Source organism: Kribbella soli, from assembly GCF_004331345.1.
In the GTDB taxonomy this organism is placed as follows: domain Bacteria; phylum Actinomycetota; class Actinomycetes; order Propionibacteriales; family Kribbellaceae; genus Kribbella; species Kribbella soli.
Window position 1 is genome coordinate 807916 of record NZ_SJJZ01000001.1, and the last position, 15590, is coordinate 823505.

Consider the following 15590-nt stretch of genomic DNA (forward strand, 5'->3'; position numbering starts at 1 on the left):
CCGGGGTGGTGTTCGCCCGAAGTCTATTAGGCCGACGCCGGTGCTATCCCCCGGATTGCCAGCGTGAGCAACCGGTCGGCCTGAGCGGTGTCCTCGGCACTGGCCAGCGAGATGCCGTTGACCAGCTTCAGCAGGTCCTCGATCCGGACTTCCGCGGGTACGACGCCACTGCTCTGAGCGCGCTCCAGCAGCTTCCGGCCGGCCGAGATCACCCGCGCGTGTGTGTCCGAACCACAGTCCCCACTCATCACCAGCGCCGTCGCCAGACCGCGGCTGCTGGTCGCATGCCGGACCATCGCACGCAGCCAGTTCGTCAACGCCCGCAGGGGATCCGGATCGTCGAGCAGCTCGGTCGCCTGTGCACAGACCTCGTCGACGCTGCTCCGGAACACCTCCTCCAGCAACCTGATCCGGCCGCCGAAATGCCGGTGCAGGGTCGCCGACCCGACGCCGGCCCGACGGGCGATCTCCTCCAGCGACGCGTCCGCGCCCTGCTCGGACACCACCTCGGCCGCGACCGCGACCAGGCGGTCCCGGTTCCGCTGAGCGTCAGCGCGCATCGTGCCCGTCCCTTGACGTAAGTGGGGTGGTCCCCCATATCGTAGCCGAAGGTAAGCGGGGGGCCACCCCACTTAGATCGAGGAGACTTTGTGATGCGCATTGGCATGGCGTTCGGCGACGTCCGTGGACGGGCCCCGCTGACCGAGATCACCCGGCAGATCCAGGAGGCGGCCACGGCCGGGGTCGCCTCGGCCTGGGTGACGCACGGGGTGGGCTGGGACGCCCTCACCACACTGGCGGTCGCCGGCCCGACGGCTCCCGGCATCGAGCTCGGCACCGCGGTCGTACCGTTCCCCCAGCGGCACCCGCTCGTACTCGCGAAGCAGGCACTGACCGTGCAGGCGGCGATCGGCAACCGGCTCACCCTCGGCATCGGCGCCGGCATCGCCCGGATGGTCAGCACGATGTACGGGCTGCCCACCGATCGACCGACGCGACGGATGCGTGAGTACCTCGAAGTACTGCGGCCGCTGCTCCGCGGCGAGACGGTCGACCATCACGGCGAGACGTACACGGCCGTCGGTGCGATCGACCTTCCCGGGACCGAGGCTCCGTCCGTACTGCTCGCGGCGCTCGGCCCCGCGATGTTGAAGGTCGCGGGCGAGCTCGCCGACGGCACGATCACCTGGATGACCGGACCCCAGACACTCAGCAAGCACGTCGTACCGTCGATCACCCGAGCGTCCGGGAGCCGCACCCCGCGCATCGTGGCGGGGCTTGGTGTGTGTCTCACGTCCGCCGAGGACGCCGTACGAGCACGGTTCGCCGAGCAGTTCGGGCTGGCCGGGCAGGTCCCGGAGTACCGCGCGATGCTCGACCGGGAAGGTGTCGACGGGCCGGCCGACGTACTGATCGTCGGCGACGAGGGCTCGATCGCGAAGCAACTCGCCCAGATCGGCGACACCGGCGTGACCGACCTGATGCTGGCACCGATCGGTACGCCGGAGGAGCAGGACCGGACGACCGCCCTTCTGTCTACAGTGGTGCGGTGACCTCGCCCAGACATGCGGCGGTAGTTCGCTAGTTCCGTCGTCCGCTCCCCGATGCCGATCCGGCGTTCGGGTGAGCCGTGCTGCCCATCTTCGCTTCGCACCGGCAGGGACGACTCTTGCACCAGGTCATCACGATCGACGACTCCATCTCCGCGGATCGGGCGCTGCGCCTGATCAGACGCGGATCGACACTTCACTGGGAGGGTGATTTCCAGAACGCCAAGCAACTCCTCGCCGCCCTCGGCCGCCGACTCCCGGCGCCGAGCGGCGGAACATTCCACGACCAGCGCCGACACCAGGCAGAACGGGTCCGCGTCCTGAACTCGTTGCTGGTTCCGCTCATCGACCACCGCATCACGCTGCGCCGCGCACCCGACGTACGGACAGCCTGTCGTGAGGCCTACGGCGCGCCCGACGGCGAGCGGTGGGTGCCACTGCGGGAGTTGCTGGGGGTGATCGGCGCGCACCAGCTCCGGCTCCGCGGCGTCTTCGTACCGGCCCTCGGCGAGCGCATCCACCCCCACTACAGCGTCTTCGCCCCCACCAGATCGGAGTACGCCGACCTCGTCGCTGACTGCCCGTTGCCGACCGGAAACACGGCGTTCGACATCGGCACCGGGACTGGACTGCTCGCCGCGATTCTGTCCAGGCGAGGCCTTCGTCGGGTAGTTGCCACGGACAACAACCCGCGGGCAATCGCGTGCGCCCGCGAGAACCTCCAACGACTGCAGGTGAACGCCACGATCGTCGAGACCGATCTGTTCCCGCCGGGGCGGGCGGATCTGATCGTCTGCAACCCGCCGTGGATCCCCGTGCCGCCGACAACCCTCCTCGACCAGGCCGTGTACGACGCGGACGGACGAATGCTCCGCGCGTTTCTCGGAACCGTCCGCGAACACCTCGAACCGGGCGGCGAAGTGTGGTTGATTCTGTCCGATCTGGCCGAGCGGCTCGAGCTCCGGGAACGGGGCGAGCTGCTGGAGATGTTTCGCGCCGGTGGACTGCAGGTCGCCGGGCGGGCCGACGTCGTACCTCGGCACCGTCGGGCGCGGGACGGCGAGACGACCTCATTATGGCGACTGCGGTCCACCGGATTCGTGTCTACTATCGGCGGGTGACGGTTACGGATGCGCACGGGGCGGTCGACGCGGTCTGGAGGATCGAGTCGGCGCGGATCATCGCGGGCGTCGCACGGATCGTGCGGGACGTCGGACTCGCGGAGGAGCTGGCGCAGGACGCGCTGGTGGCCGCGCTGGAGCAGTGGCCCGAGTCCGGCGTACCGAACAATCCCGGCGCCTGGCTGATGGCGATCGCCAAGCGGCGGGCGATCGACCTGATCCGGCGCAAGGACACCTATCAGCGCAAGCTCGCCGAGATGGGCCACGAGCTGGAGATCGACGGCGACAGCGTCGAGGACGACGTGGAGGCCATCCTCGAGGACCACATCGAGGACGACCTGCTCCGGCTGGTGTTCACCGCTTGTCACCCGGTGCTCACCATGGACGCCCGGGTGACACTGACACTCAAGCTGCTCGGCGGCCTGAAGACCGACGAGATCGCGCGCGCGTTCCTCGCTCCGGAGGCGACGATCGCGCAGCGCATCGTCCGCGCCAAGCGCAACCTGGCCAAGGCCGGCGTCGAGTTCGAGGTGCCGTCCGGGCCGGAGCTCCTGGAGCGGACGTCGGCGGTGCTCGAGGTCGTCTACCTGATCTACAACGAGGGGTACTCCGCGACCGCCGGCGACGACTGGATGCGGCCGGCCCTGTGCAACGAGGCGATGCGCCTGGGCCGGCTGATCGTCGAGCTGATGCCGACGGAACCCGAAGTACTCGGCCTGCTGGCGTTGATGGAGCTGCAGTCGTCCCGCGCGAACGCACGCGTCGGGAGCGACGGCGAGCCCGTACTGCTCCTCGACCAGGACCGCCGCCGCTGGGACCGGCTGCTCATTCGCCGCGGTCTCGAGGGCATCGAACGCGCCTGGGCACTCGAGAAGCCGCCCGGCCCGTACCTCCTGCAGGCCGCGATCGCCGCCTGTCACGCCCGCGCGACCGACCCCGAGGACACCGACTGGGCCCGGATTGCCGGCCTGTACGCCGTCCTCGCACAAGTGACCCCGTCACCGGTCATCGAGCTGAACCAGGCCGTCGCGATCTCGATGGCGTTCGGCCCGGAACGTGGACTGGCCGCGGTAGACCTGCTGGCGGACGACCCGTCGCTGAAGGACTACCACCTACTGCCGAGCGTGCGCGGCGACCTGCTGTTCAAGCTCGGCCGCATGGACGAGGCCCGCGCCGAGTTCGAGAAGGCCGCGGCTCTGACCCGCAACGAACGCGAACGCAAGCTCCTGCTGGAACGCGCCGCGGCCTGCTGACCAGCTGTCTACTTGTGCCGGCGGACCAGCCAAGCCATGACGCCGGCACCTAGGACCACGACTCCGCCGACGGCGGCTGCGGCCTTCGGGTGGCGCCTGCTCGTCGCGGGCAGTTCCTTCATCGCCCCAGGTACTTGCTTCATCTTCTGACCCGTCTGTCCGGCCGCGTCCGACATCCGATGGCCCGCGCTCGACGCGGTCTCCTTCATCCGGTGCGGAACGTTCAGCCGCCGGGTGAGTTCCTGAACGGTGTCGGCGAGGTGCTGCCGGGTGTGCTCGAGATCCTCGCGCAGCGTCTCGCTGTCCGTCATCGGCTCGCGATCCGTGGCGTTCTTCGTGGTGGTCATGCGATGCCCTTCCCTTCCGGCTGGTGTCCCTTGAGCGCTTCCAGGTCCTCGTGCACGCCGTCGACGGCACGTTGCGGAACGGGCGGAGTGGCACGGCTGACGTGCCGCTTGCCGAGCAGAGCGGCGACGGCCGCGATTGCGAACAGCACCACCGCGACGATCAGGGCCGACAACCAGGCCGGCAACGCGGTCGCGAGTCCAAGGATCGCCGCGGCGATCAGGACGCCCAGGCCGTACAGCGCGAGCGTGCCGGCTCCGCCGAACAACCCGGCACCGACGCCGGCCTCCTTGCCCTTCTCCTTCAGTTCGGCCTTGGCGAGCTGCACCTCATCACGTACCAACTGGCTGAGGTCGCTGGTCACCTCGCTGACGAGGCCACCGATGTTCACGCTCTGACCGTTCGGTCCAGCCTCACGCCGGACCATTTCCGGACGTGCTGTCATGACCGCCTCCCGTGCTCGGTTGCCCGCCCGGTACCCAGATGGGGCGAAAGCCACGCGACGAACGGCCGGCGAAGTGATCTGCGTCACATGGTGTCGAGTGGTCGTCCACCGTTCGACGCAGTGGTGAGATCGTCACCGACCAGGAGGAATCACCATGAATACCGTCGTATCGAAGGACGGCACCACCATCGCCTACGACCGGCGCGGGAACGGGCCGGCGCTCGTTCTCGTCGACGGCGCGCTCTGCTCCCGTGCACAGGGTCCGATGCCCGACGTCGCCGAGGCGCTCGCGGACCGTTTCACCGTCTACAACTACGACCGGCGCGGGCGCGGCGACTCCGGCGACGCGGGCGACTACGCGGTCGAGCGGGAGATCGAGGACCTGGCCGCGGTGATCGAGGCGGCCGGTGGATCGGCGTACGTCTACGGCTCGTCGTCCGGCGCGGCCCTGTCATTGCGGGCGGCGGCGGCCGGGGTGCCGATCGAGAAGCTGGTCGCGTTCGAGCCGCCGTACGTCGTCGACGACAGCCGCAAGCAGATCCCGCGGAACTGGGTCGCCGACCTGCAGGCGCTCGAGCCGGGCGACGCGATCAAGTACTTCTTCACGAAGGGAATCGGGCTGCCCGGGATCTTCGTCACGATGATGAAGCTGATGCCGGCCTGGAAACCGATGAAGGCGATCGCGCACACCCTGCCGTACGACGCCCAGGTGCTCGGCAAGAACTGCTTCGGCGACCCGATGGACACCGAGCAGTGGACACCGATCGAGCAGCCGGTGCTGGTGGTGAACGGCGGGAAGAGCCCCGGGTGGATGAAGACCTCGACGCGGGCGCTCGCGGCGGCGGTGCCGGGCGCCGGGCACACCGAAGTACCGGGTCAGAACCACGTGATCAAGGCTGGAGCGATCGCTCCGGTGATCGCTGAGTTCTGTAAGTGACGGTCGCCCACGCCATCACAATCGCGCCCGCCGGCCCCGCGTGAGCGGGGAACCGGCGGGCGCGATGAATTGTGATGGCCTGGGCGTCCGCGGTGGATCAGGCGCCGGTGATCAGGGCGCCGGCGCCGGAGCGGGCCGCGTCGAAGCGAGCCTGGGCGTCCGCCCAGTTCACGACGTTCCACCACGCCTTGACGTAGTCGGGCTTCACGTTCTTGTACTGCAGGTAGAACGCGTGCTCCCACATGTCCAGCATCGCGATCGGGATCTGGCCGGCCGGCAGGTTGCCCTGCTGGTCGTAGAGCTGGTGGATCAGCAGCTGACCACCCAGCGCGTCCCAGCCGAGAATCGCCCAGCCGGAGCCCTGGATCGTGGTCGCGCTCGCGGTGAAGTTGGCCTGGAAGGAGTCGAACGACCCGAAGAACTCGTCGATCGCCGCACCCAGCTCGCCGTCCGGCTTGTCGCCACCGTCCGGCGACAGGTTCTTCCAGAAGATCGAGTGGTTCACGTGCCCACCGAGGTTGAAGGCAAGCGTCTTCTCCAGCCCGACGATCGCGCCGAAGTCACCCTTGTCGCGGGCCTCGGCCAGCTTGTCCAGGGTGTCGTTCAGACCCTTCACGTAGGTCGCGTGGTGCTTGTCGTGGTGCAGCTCCATGATCTCGCCCGCGATGCTCGGCGCGAGCGCGCTGTAGTCGTAGGGGAGGTCGGGAAGCGTGTACGTGGTCAACTCTGCTCCTTCGTCGGGGCCCCGCGAGGGCCGATATCTGCGATGTCCTGGGTCAGCGACACCAGCTTGAAACTTCAACCACGGTTGAGGTCAAGACGCCACGCTGGCGAACGCAGCAGACCGGTGCCCGGCGCGACCGCTTTCACACCCCAGCGCACGCACCGGACACCCCCAGCTTCACATACTCCACCCGACGACCCACGGGCGAGTCTCACCTCCGCGGCTGGACGGCTCCCAGCAGGGCGCGCAGAGCGTCGGCGAAGGCCTCGGGGTGGTCGACAAAGCCGGTGTGGTCGCCCGGGAAGCGGGTCGGCTTGAGGCCCAGGCGGTCGGCGAGGGCGGTGGAGGTCCGGTCGCAGAGCTGACCGGTGGATTCCTCGCCGATTCCGACCACGATGTCGGCGGCGCGCAGCTTGTCGACGTCCGGGAGCCAGGTGATCGACTCGCGCATCTCATGGCCGAACCAGAACCGCTCCGTCGCCTCCTGCTCGGGGTCGCGCTCACCGCCGAACATCATCTCCACGACCTCGTCGGGCAGGTGGATGTTCGCCAGCGCGAAGAACTGCTTCCAGGCACCGGTCACATCGCCGGCGAGGTAGTCGGCCATCAGCTTCTCCGACTTCGCGAGCACCTCGTCCGCGTCCGGGATCAGCCGGTCGAGCGGCGGCTCGTGCGCGATGACGGTCCGGACGACCTCGGGGTGGGACTGCACCAGCGCGAGCGCGCTCACCGCTCCCCCACTGGAGCCGAGTACGACGGCCGGCCCGGCGTCGACGTGTCGGATCAACGCGGCCAGGTCGTCGGCTCGCTGCTCGGGTCGCGACGTACCGCCCGGGTCGAGCTTGCTCCGCTTCACACCGCGCGGGTCCAGAGTGAGGACCGTGTAGTCGGGTGCCAGCAGGTCGGCCAGGGGCGTGAACGCGTCCGCGTCCATGGGGGCGCCGACCAGGACCAGCAGCGGTCCTGATCCGCGCACCTCGTAGTACAGCTCTGCGTCGGAAACCTTCAGTGTGTTGTTCATGGCACTACCACGAACGGGACTGCCGGCTATGGACAGTCAGCTCGCGAAGACGTCCGAATCCGGTCCGAAGTCGGCTTCCTCCACGACCCGGCGTACCTCGACCTCGGAGCCGAGCGCCTCGGCCAGCCGGGCGGCCCACTCGATCGCCTCGTCGCGGCTGCGGACCTCGACGACGATCACGCCGCCGATCAGCTCCTTGGTCTCGGCGAACGGGCCGTCGGTGACGGTGCGCTTGCCGGCGTCGACCTTCACCCGCGCGCCGAGCGAACTGCGGTGCACGCCCTCCGCGAACAGCAGTACGCCGGCCTTCGACAGGTCCTCGACGACCCGTCCGACGCCTTCGGCTACCTCCTGCGGCGGGAAGTTCCCGGCCTCACTGTCGGCGTCGGCCTTGTTGATGATCATGTAGCGCATCGCTGATGCTCCCTCGTCGTTTCGGTCGATCACTTACTCTCACGTCGAGCGGGCCACCACCAGATCGACACCCTGAGTTCAGATCAATTCCCTGGTCAGCTCGTACAGCTTGCGCGCGTTCCGCGGGTCGAAAGTCTCGAGCTCCGGGTCCACCGGTTTGCCGACCGCTCGCAGGATCAGGCGCTCGGCGGGTTGGGAGTCCATGACCGTGAGGGTGTCGCGGACGCTTTCCGACGGGGGCTTGGCAAAGAGGGTGGACATGAGTTTGGCCATGGTCCGGAGCGGCTGTGGCAGGTGGTTGGTGCCGCTTCGCGTGTACGGCGGTTGCACGCCGAGGTACTTCGTCCGGCCGTCCGGGTGGTTCTGGAGATAGTGCACCGCGAGCAGATCGTTCGCCCGGCCGCCGCTGAGGACCGCCTGCACCACCCTGTACTTCCTGGTGAACTGCAGGTCATCCCAGTTGACCGCGCCCTTGGTGATACCGGTGGCGCCGAGGTTCGTGATGATCGGCGTCTCGCCGCGCTCCAGCAGATCGGTCAGGCCGTAGCTGAGGATGAAGCGGCTCAGGTAGTAGAGCATGAACGTGCCCTCGAGCCCGTCGGGCGTCTCGCGGCGCTTCACGAACGGGAGCATCGCGGCGAGCACCAGCGCGTCGAGCGCGTCGTGCCGCGCGGCGACCTCCTTGATCACCCGCTGGTTCTCCGCGATCGACAGCAGGTCCGCGCGCACGAACGCGGCCTCCCCGTCGAGCGGTTCCGCTGCGCGCAGGAACTCCTCCCCGCGGGCCGGCGTACTGCCGACCACGGTCACGCGGGCCCCGCGCCGCAGGTAGTGCAGCGCGATCTCCCGTCCCATTCCGGTCGTACCGCCGGCCACCACGACGTTCTTCATCTCTGTCATCCCTTAAGTCATCGATCGGTGACTTAGACCGTAGAGGGCGTCCGGGTAACATGTCAACGATCGATGACTTGGAGGGCAGATGGCGCACAAGCGGGATCGGGAGGCGACCCGGGCCCGGCTGCTGGAGTGTTCGCGGCTCCGGTTCGCCCGGGACGGGTACGACGGGACGAGCGTCCGGGACGTGGCCGGCGACGTGGGCGTCGACCCGGCGCTGGTGTTCCGGTACTTCGGGTCCAAGTCCGGGTTGTTCACCGAGGCGATGGCGGGATCGTCCGCTCCCGTCGTACTGCCGGACGGGCCGGTCGAGGAGTTGCCCGCGAAGCTGTTGCGGCAGTTGGTCTTCGAGGACTGGTCGGAGTACGCCGGAGAGCATCCGCTGATCGCGATGCTCCGCTCGTCCGGTCACGAGGACACCAAGGACCGCCTCCGCCAACAGGTCTGCGAGGGCTATCTCGACGTACTGTCCCAGCTCGCCGACGGCAACGAGGACAAGAACCTCCGCACCGAACTCTTCGCCGCGTGGCTCCTCGGCATCGGCATCCTCCGCACCGCCGTCGGCACCCCCACCCTCACCAAGGCCACCGAGGAAGAGCTCCTCCCGCACCTCGCCGCGGTCGCCGAGGCGTTGTTCGGTCGACCCGTCCCGACGGAATAGCGGTCAGCCATGCAGGCAGAACCCCTCGTTTTGGACGTGAACACCCCGCTGCGGCCAGGTTCTGCCTGCGCGGCGGTCCGCGCAAACTAGTTCGGCTGGTCGCCGTTGGGGTTGTAGGCGCAGGCGTCGGCGAGGTTCTGGGTCGGGCCGGGCGGTGCGGTGGTGGTTGCCGTAGTGGGCTTACGCGTGGTGCCGGGTGTGGTCGGCGTGGTGGGGGTCGTCGGGGTCGGGGCCGGGGCGGACTCGAGGGCGTTCTCGACGGTGTCGCGGAGGGCCTGGTAGTCCGGGTGCAGGTACTTCAGGCGCAGCTTGTCGGAGTCGAGCGTGACGTTCGAGACCGTCCCCGACTTCACCTTCAGCGCCAGCTGCACCATCGCGGGCAACAGCTCCTGCGGGATGTCGGTACGCAGCAGGTGCCGGCCGGCGCGAGCGATCGCCTTGTACTTCGTGACCAGCGTCTGCGGATCCGCCGCGTCGACGATGCTCTTGATCACGCACCGCTGCCGGACCTGCCGCTGGTCGTCGTCGGCGCCGTACCGCCCGCGGGCGAACCACAGCGCGTGCCGCCCGTCGAGGTACTGGTTCGGTCCCGGCTCGATCCACTCCTTCGGCGGGATGTGCGAGCTGCTGACGCCACCCATCGCGACCCGCTCGTTCACGTTCACCCGGATCCCACCAAGGGCGTCGACGATCTCCGGGAAGCTCTGCAGGTTGACCTGCAGGTAGTAGTCGAGCTTCAGCCCGATCGCCTCGCCGACGGACTGTTTCACCACGTCCGCGCCCTCGTTGTCGGACGGTCCGAGGATGCCGGGATGCGCGTCCGGGACGTTCTGGTACATCGCGGTCAGCATCCACTCCAGCCGTCCGTCGAGGCTGAGCCCTTCCTTGCCGAAGCCGTTCGGGTAGTACTTGCGCAGCGGCGAGTCCGCCGGGAACGGCATGAAGGTCAGGTTCCGCGGCAGTGAGACCAGCGCCGTGTTCCCGGTCTTGGTGTCGATGCTCGCGACGATCACCGTGTCGGTGCGCACGCCCTCGCGGCTCGGTGCGTCGTCCCCGCCGAGCAGCAGCAGGTTGAGCCGCGGCTTGTCCTCCCACGGGTCCTTGACGTTGACCGTCGACGGCCGGGTCGCGCTCTTGCTCTCACCCTGTGCCTGGAACACGTCCTGCACCAGCGACCGCTGCGCCAGCACGCTCTGTACGCCGACCGCCGCCGGCGCCGCGATCGCGAAACACAGCAGCCCGACGAACGTCGCGCCGAAGGCCCGCCCGCCGGCCCCACCCGTTGCCGGGCGCAACGACCGGTGCGAGGCCACGATCACCACGATCCAGCAGAACGCGACCGCGCCGATCACCACCGACGTCATCAGCAGCCGGCTCGGTACGACGGCGGCCGCGAGCACCTCGTCCCGGCGGGTGAGCCCGACGTACACCACAAGCCCGATCAGGCCGAGGAAGAGCGTGAGCACGAACGCGCCGATCCGCCGGCGCCCGCCGACGATCAGTCCGAGTCCTGGGATCACTGCGCCCAACAGGGTGAACCCCAGCAACTTCGGCATCGACCGCGGCCGCCTCGCCGTCGCGCGTGCACTCCCCATTGGCACCCCTGTCGCCCCGTCGTCCCCTGATGCAAGTGTGCGTCAAGTACCCGCGCCCTTACCTCTTCAGACGTGTTACAGGGTCAATCGGTTGTCAAACGGTCAGATGAGCGCCGTTGAAGCCTTCGGTCTCGACGAGGGTGCGGACCACGGCGGCGATCCGGTCCGGCGGCGTCCACTTGCTGGTGTCGGCGTTCGGCATCGCGGTGCGGTTCGCGGGGGTGTCGATGGTGCCGGGCAGGATGGTGTTCACCCGGATGCCGTCGCGCGCGTACTCCGCGTGCAGCGCGTCGGCGAACGCGATCACCCCGGCCTTCGCGGTGATGTACCCGGCCGCCCCGGAGAACGGGCGCAGCGCGGCGCCGCTCGAGGTACAAACGATCGCTCCGCCACCGCCGGCGAGCAGATGCGGCAGGACCCCCTGGGTGATCAGGTACGTCGGACGCAGGTTGAGCCGGAGCTGCTTCTCGAACTCCTCGATCGGCGTCTCGTGCACCCGGGCACCGGACGCGAAACCGCCGACGAGGTTGACCAGGGCGGTGAGCGGAGCGTTCTCGTCCGAGGTGGCGAGCGCGACGACGTCCGCCGTACCGGCCGGGTCGAAGGGGTCGGCGACCACCGGGTTGAGCGCCGGGTCGGCACCGAGGCGAGCGAGGGATTCCTCGGACCGCCCGGGTACGACGACCCGCCAGCCGGCCCGCAGGAACTCGGCGGTCACCGCGACGCCGAGCGCGCCGGTGCCACCGGCAACCACCACAGTCTTGGTCATATCCGCGAGCCTAATCGGACTGCGGGGACTAAGTTGAGCGGTTGTGCGGATTCTGATGCTAGGTGGGAACGGTTTTGTCGGGCGCGCGATCGTGGATGACGCGTTGGCGCAGGGCTACGAGGTCACGTCGTTCAGTCGCGGGAAGAGTGGGTCGCCGCTCCCCCCGGGCGTGACGCAGCTGATCGGGGATCGGGAGACGGGCGACTATTCGGCGCTGCGGACGGGCGAATGGGACGCGGTCGTCGACACGAGCGGCTTCCGGACGCGGGACGTCGATCAGGCGATGGACGTGCTCGGGGACCGCGTCGGGCGGTACGTGTTCATCTCGAGCCACGCGGTCTACGTACGGGATCTGCCCGCCGGGACCGACGAGACCGCACCACGCCGCGAGCCGCTGCGCGATGCCGACGTACTCACGAACGACACGTACGGCCGGTGCAAGGTCGCGTGTGAGGACGACGTCGTCGAGCGGTACGGCGATCGCGCGACGCTCGTCCGCCCTGGTCGGGTCACGGGCCCCGGCGACTCGTCCGGTACGGCGCTCTACTGGATCCGGCGCGGCGCTCGCGGTGGACGGGTCGCGCTCCCGACCAAGCCCGAGGCGCCGCTCCAACTGGTGGACAGCCGCGACGTCGCCGGGCTGATCACGCGACTCGTCACGGACAACCGCGCCGGTGCCTACAACGCGATCGGCCCTGATTCCACCATCGCCGAACTGATCCGGACCGCGGCCGAGCTGTCCGGCAGCACCGTCGACATCGTCCCCGTCCCGTTCGACGCCGTACCGCGCCGCTTCCCCCTGATGGACCCCGAGGCCGAATGGGGCGAACGCCGCCGCAACCCGGCCAAGGCCCGCGCGGCCGGCATGCCCGTCACACCCCTCCGCACGACGGTTGCCGACGTCCTCCAGTGGGACCACGACCGAGGCACCCCACCCCTCACGATCGGCCTCACCCCCGAAGCCGAAGCCACCCTCCTCACCCAGCACAATTTGCCTGGCTGACCCACCAATTTGCCTGGCTGACCCACCAATTTGCTTGGCTGACCCACCAACTCGGGGGTTCTACACCGTGGTTCCGGGTGTGGAACCCCTCATTTCGCTGGTTGACCCAGCAAATGCGGTCGGGGAAGGGTTACTCCGGTAGGGCGAGGGTGCGGCCGGCGTCTCGGGCGGCGTTGATGGAGCGGGTGAGGGTGTCTTTCAGGGCACTGGCCTCGTCGGCGAAGCCCTGGACGACGGACGTGTCGCCGACGGGTTCGGTGCGGGCGAGGAGTTCGATGTAGCGGTCGCCGTCGTCCAGCGCTGCCTCCGCGCGCAGGGCGGCGTCGGCGGAGCGGACCCGGTCGGCGTACCGGTCCAGGAGATCCACCTTGCGCTTGATCGCGTCCACCGAGAGCGCGAGGGCGCGACGCTGCGGTCCCAGTACGGCGTCGAGCTCGGCGGTCGCCATTCCGCGCGCGACGTCCTGCTGCCTGGCCCGCAGTACCGTCTGCTCGCGGAGCACCTGCGCGATGTCCCACAACTGCTCCGGCAGCACGAGCTCGTTCTGTACGTCGTCCAGCAGGCCACGCCGGGTAACCGTTGCCTCAAGCACCGTTTTCACGGCCCGCTGCGCCCGCCCGAGCAGCCGCGCGGCCGGCTCGTCGAAGTCTTCCGGCAGCAGGTACTTCCCGTGCTGCACGCGGACAGCCCTGTGCCCACGGTCCTCGACCGCCGACTTCACCAGGATCCCGCCGGTCGCGAGCGCCGCGACGCCCGCGAGTGCGACCGCGCCCCACGCCGCTACCGCGGTCGGCAGCGTCGCCGCCATGATGATCAGCGCCAGGATCCACCCACCGACGCACACCGCGATCCACACCAGCAACGTGCCGAACGTGTTGCCCGGCGCGACCGACCAGGACGTCTGCCGCTTCGGCCGCGGCGCGTCGGCCGCCACGAACAACTCCGGCCGGTGCTCGTACAACCGCCGCACGCCAACAGGCACACCCGGCGCGAACACAGGCTCCATTGCCACCTCCGGAGAAGTCGTCAGCACTCAGCGTAGCCGTGCGGACAGACCATCGAGGAAGACCCCGAGGCCGAATTCGAACAACTGATCCAGGTCGTACTCGTAGTCGAAGCCGTCGGCCAGCAACTCCTGGAACGCCGTCAGGTTCCCGGCTGCGATCATCGCCGCCAACTGGTCACCCTGCCGGGTGGCCCATTCGTCCGCGGTGACCCCGGTGTCCTGCTCGGCCTGCGCCTCGGACTCCATCACCAGCGCGATCCCCCGCACGTACGCGAACAGGCTGATCGTCGTCGACAACGCCGCACTCTTCTCGAACCCGCGCAACGCGCGCAGGATCGCGTCCGTGTGCGGCAGCAACCGCGGCACCAACTGCGGCCGGCTCAGACTGATCGCACTCGCCAGCCAAAGATGCCGCCGGTACGCCGCCCAATGCACGCGCGCCACGGCCGTCACCGCATCCCGCCAGTGCGCTGGACTCTCCCCCAACGGAAACTCCCCCAGCGCCGCGTCCACCATCTGCACGACCAGCGCATCCTTGCCGCCGACGTACCGGTAGAGCGCCATCGTCGACACCCCGAGCTCGGCCGCGATCCGCCGCATCGACAACGCCGCCAGCCCCTCGGCGTCCGCGATCGCGATCCCCATCCGCACGACCTCGTCGCGATTGAGATCCGGCACTCCATCAGGAGCGACCGCCGTACGCCGGGATCGCGGCGGCGGACCCACCACGGTCCCGACCCCCGGCGCGGGATGCACCAACTGGTCGGCCTGCAGCACCTGCAATGCCTTCGTCGCGGTCGCCATCGCCACCCCGAAGTCGCGGACCAGCGCCCGCGTCGACGGCACCCGGTCCCCCGGCAGCAACTCCCCGGCCTCGATCCGCCGCCGCAACTCGGCCGCGATCACCTGGTACGGCGCCTCACTCATGGGTCCCCTTCGACTAGTGCACGTACATCGTACGCGCACTATCTCAGATCGAGACCCGCTACTGACAGGTCAGCTAAGGTAAGGCTATCCTCAGCGCCATGCAGGAATCAGGCATCGTGGGGCTGACAGGCGACGACCTGCGGCTCGGGTACCACGGCCGCCAGGTGGTCGACGGCGCCTCGCTGCACATCGAGGCCGCGAGCGTGACCGCGCTCGTCGGGCCGAACGGCAGCGGGAAGTCGACGCTGTTGCGCGCCCTCGCCCGCCTGCACCAGCCGGACGCCGGGAGCATCACCTTCCCCGGCGGCGGCAACGCGCTCGACCTGTCGGCGAAGGAGTTCGCCCGCAAGGTGACGTTGCTGTCGCAGTCCCGGCCGACGCCGAACGGCGTCAGCGTCCGCGACGTCGTCGGGTACGGGCGGCATCCGTACCGCAGCCGCTGGCGCAACGAGGACACCGACGGTCCGCGGGCGATCGAGCACGCCATGAGCGTCACCGGAGTCACCGCGATGGCCGAGCGCGGCGTCGACGAACTCTCCGGCGGCGAACTGCAGCGGGTCTGGCTCGCCACGTGCCTCGCCCAGAACACTGGCGTACTCCTGCTCGACGAACCGACCACGTTCCTCGACCTGCGCTACCAGATCGAGATCCTCGACCTGATGCGCGAGCTCGCCGACGAGCACGGGGTCGCGGTCGGCGTCGTACTGCACGACCTGAACCAGGCCGCCGCGGTGGCGGACCGGATCGCGCTGCTCGATCAGGGGCGAGTACGCGCGACCGGCACGCCGGAAGAGGTACTGCGGGCCGACGCACTCACCGAGACGTACGGCATCACCATCGAGGTCGGCACCGACCCGGCCACCGGGCTGGTCAGCACCCGCCCGGTCGGCAAACACCTGACCCGCGTCACAACTATCTGAGGTCA

The 15590-nt window shown here is 69.1% G+C and carries 18 protein-coding genes; 7 read left to right on the forward strand and 11 right to left on the reverse strand.

Going from position 1 to position 15590, the window contains the following annotated elements:
- Nucleotides 1-26: 26 nt before the first annotated feature.
- Nucleotides 27-560 (reverse strand): TetR/AcrR family transcriptional regulator, encoded by a 534-nt coding sequence (locus E0H45_RS04060; protein WP_131334912.1) that lies wholly within the window; start codon nt 558-560, stop codon nt 27-29.
- A gap of 93 nt (nt 561-653) precedes the next feature.
- Here E0H45_RS04060 and E0H45_RS04065 point away from each other — a divergent pair, with 93 nt between their 5' ends.
- From E0H45_RS04065 to E0H45_RS04075, 3 genes are all read left to right on the forward strand, one after another.
- The gene (locus tag E0H45_RS04065; RefSeq protein ID WP_131334913.1) at nt 654-1553 is read left to right on the forward strand and encodes a TIGR03564 family F420-dependent LLM class oxidoreductase; all 900 of its coding nucleotides are present in this window, start codon (nt 654-656) and stop codon (nt 1551-1553) included.
- A 116-nt stretch (nt 1554-1669) separates the two neighbouring features.
- The gene (locus E0H45_RS04070; protein WP_202872191.1) at nt 1670-2671 is read left to right on the forward strand and encodes a methyltransferase; all 1002 of its coding nucleotides are present in this window, start codon (nt 1670-1672) and stop codon (nt 2669-2671) included.
- Nucleotides 2668-3924, forward strand: coding sequence for an RNA polymerase sigma factor (locus tag E0H45_RS04075; RefSeq protein ID WP_238154785.1), 1257 nt, complete (start codon nt 2668-2670; stop codon nt 3922-3924). Before E0H45_RS04070 ends, E0H45_RS04075 begins: the two co-directional genes overlap by 4 nt.
- 8 nt (nt 3925-3932) lie before the next feature.
- Here E0H45_RS04075 and E0H45_RS04080 read toward each other — a convergent pair whose 3' ends face one another.
- Together E0H45_RS04080 and E0H45_RS04085 are read right to left on the reverse strand one after the other, a co-directional pair.
- On the reverse strand, nt 3933-4271 hold the full coding sequence (locus tag E0H45_RS04080; protein WP_131334916.1) for a DUF3618 domain-containing protein: 339 nt from the start codon (nt 4269-4271) through the stop codon (nt 3933-3935).
- A complete protein-coding gene (locus tag E0H45_RS04085; protein WP_202872192.1) occupies nt 4268-4714 on the reverse strand; it encodes a phage holin family protein in 447 nt (148 codons plus the stop codon). The genes E0H45_RS04080 and E0H45_RS04085 overlap by 4 nt, the downstream gene beginning before the upstream one ends.
- Nucleotides 4715-4868: 154 nt before the next feature.
- Between E0H45_RS04085 and E0H45_RS04090 the strand changes: the two genes are divergently transcribed.
- Nucleotides 4869-5651, forward strand: coding sequence for an alpha/beta fold hydrolase (locus tag E0H45_RS04090; protein WP_131334917.1), 783 nt, complete (start codon nt 4869-4871; stop codon nt 5649-5651).
- Between the two features lie 97 nt (nt 5652-5748).
- Here the strand turns inward: E0H45_RS04090 and E0H45_RS04095 are convergent, their stop codons facing one another.
- The 4 genes from E0H45_RS04095 to E0H45_RS04110 form a co-directional block, all read right to left on the reverse strand.
- On the reverse strand, nt 5749-6375 hold the full coding sequence (locus E0H45_RS04095; protein WP_131334918.1) for a superoxide dismutase: 627 nt from the start codon (nt 6373-6375) through the stop codon (nt 5749-5751).
- A gap of 211 nt (nt 6376-6586) precedes the next feature.
- Nucleotides 6587-7396, reverse strand: a complete 810-nt coding sequence (locus E0H45_RS04100) for an alpha/beta fold hydrolase (protein ID WP_131334919.1) — start codon at nt 7394-7396, stop codon at nt 6587-6589.
- 36 nt (nt 7397-7432) lie between these two features.
- The gene (locus E0H45_RS04105) at nt 7433-7810 is read right to left on the reverse strand and encodes a YciI family protein (RefSeq protein ID WP_131334920.1); all 378 of its coding nucleotides are present in this window, start codon (nt 7808-7810) and stop codon (nt 7433-7435) included.
- A gap of 78 nt (nt 7811-7888) precedes the next feature.
- Entirely contained in the window at nt 7889-8701 is an 813-nt protein-coding gene (locus tag E0H45_RS04110; protein WP_131334921.1) for an SDR family NAD(P)-dependent oxidoreductase, read from the reverse strand.
- Between the two features lie 88 nt (nt 8702-8789).
- On the opposite strand from E0H45_RS04110, the gene E0H45_RS04115 reads away from it, so the two are divergent.
- Nucleotides 8790-9365 carry a TetR/AcrR family transcriptional regulator gene (locus E0H45_RS04115; RefSeq protein ID WP_131334922.1) on the forward strand — a complete coding sequence of 192 codons (576 nt, stop codon included), beginning with the start codon at nt 8790-8792 and terminating at the stop codon, nt 9363-9365.
- An 86-nt stretch (nt 9366-9451) separates the two neighbouring features.
- On the opposite strand, the gene E0H45_RS04120 is transcribed toward E0H45_RS04115, so the two are convergent.
- Together E0H45_RS04120 and E0H45_RS04125 are read right to left on the reverse strand one after the other, a co-directional pair.
- A complete protein-coding gene (locus E0H45_RS04120) occupies nt 9452-10921 on the reverse strand; it encodes an LCP family protein (protein WP_238154786.1) in 1470 nt (489 codons plus the stop codon).
- A gap of 133 nt (nt 10922-11054) precedes the next feature.
- A complete protein-coding gene (locus E0H45_RS04125) occupies nt 11055-11729 on the reverse strand; it encodes an SDR family NAD(P)-dependent oxidoreductase (protein WP_131334923.1) in 675 nt (224 codons plus the stop codon).
- A gap of 43 nt (nt 11730-11772) precedes the next feature.
- Here E0H45_RS04125 and E0H45_RS04130 point away from each other — a divergent pair, with 43 nt between their 5' ends.
- Nucleotides 11773-12732, forward strand: a complete 960-nt coding sequence (locus E0H45_RS04130; protein WP_131334924.1) for an NAD-dependent epimerase/dehydratase family protein — start codon at nt 11773-11775, stop codon at nt 12730-12732.
- A 130-nt stretch (nt 12733-12862) separates the two neighbouring features.
- Here E0H45_RS04130 and E0H45_RS04135 read toward each other — a convergent pair whose 3' ends face one another.
- Together E0H45_RS04135 and E0H45_RS04140 are read right to left on the reverse strand one after the other, a co-directional pair.
- Nucleotides 12863-13738, reverse strand: coding sequence for a hypothetical protein (locus E0H45_RS04135; protein WP_238154787.1), 876 nt, complete (start codon nt 13736-13738; stop codon nt 12863-12865).
- 27 nt (nt 13739-13765) lie between these two features.
- The gene (locus E0H45_RS04140; RefSeq protein ID WP_131334926.1) at nt 13766-14665 is read right to left on the reverse strand and encodes a GntR family transcriptional regulator; all 900 of its coding nucleotides are present in this window, start codon (nt 14663-14665) and stop codon (nt 13766-13768) included.
- A gap of 98 nt (nt 14666-14763) precedes the next feature.
- Between E0H45_RS04140 and E0H45_RS04145 the strand changes: the two genes are divergently transcribed.
- Nucleotides 14764-15585, forward strand: a complete 822-nt coding sequence (locus tag E0H45_RS04145) for an ABC transporter ATP-binding protein (protein WP_131334927.1) — start codon at nt 14764-14766, stop codon at nt 15583-15585.
- Nucleotides 15586-15590 lie beyond the last annotated feature (5 nt).